Below are 765 nucleotides of genomic sequence, written 5' to 3'. Positions count from 1 at the left end.
GCCACAATGTTAGCAGGTTGTGGCCGCCGGCGGCCACAACCTGCTAACATTGTGGCTAATTAAACGGCGCCGCACTATGATCGGGGTTCGCGGCAGCATAACTTGACAGGGCACGCATTGGGTAGGGCAAGCGGGGAAGGACGAGATTTGCCATCCCGAGGACGTCTCAGATCGAAAAAATTTACGACGGCTCTTGAAATGTTATGCCTCTGTTTCCAATTTGTGGCGGTATGAAGCCGCTTCCAGCGAACGATCACGACTTTCGAAAAGCGCTATCGTCGAGTGACACGGCGCTGGTCGCGGTGTGGCGCCATCTCGAGCGGTCACCCAAAACTGACCTAATCGCCTCACGCCGCTCGACTGTCGCCGATCTTCTTGCGCAACTGGTGAGAGGGACCGAAGGGCGCTTCTCTAGAGTTCACGAGCTTACGCGCGTCCTCCTTGTTGATCTGGAAAACGCGCGCGGCGATGCAGCGAGCTTTTGGAAAGCCGTTGGGGGCTTCGCGCTCAGTTCAAAGGTCTTCGTCCGTAAGAATTTTGACGTCGACGTCGGCCGTTTTCTCGATGCCAATTTCGATCGACACCCCGTGTTCGACGGACAGCATCGCACCGTCGCTGTCCAGAATTACATGTCGGCGACCAAGCGCGTTGAGTTGGTCAATGAGTTGGTTGCAAAGGTACTGAAAGATCCGTTCTCACCCGATGACGGTCTTGAGGCGATGCAAACCAAGCTCGCGGAGCTTGCTGAATTCGCGGTACGTAAGG

The 765-nt window shown here is 55.9% G+C and carries 1 protein-coding gene; it reads left to right on the top strand.

The genetic code is table 11. The features are described from left to right. Positions 1-230: 230 nt before the first annotated feature. Positions 231-765: hypothetical protein (locus tag EOA36_RS36410; RefSeq protein ID WP_145969552.1), on the top strand; the 535-nt coding region annotated here is incomplete at its 3' end.

This window comes from Mesorhizobium sp. M8A.F.Ca.ET.021.01.1.1 (assembly GCF_003998025.1).
In the GTDB taxonomy this organism is placed as follows: domain Bacteria; phylum Pseudomonadota; class Alphaproteobacteria; order Rhizobiales; family Rhizobiaceae; genus Mesorhizobium.
The sequence above is the reverse complement of the archived record's forward strand: the minus strand, read 5'-3'. Positions and strand labels throughout refer to the sequence as shown.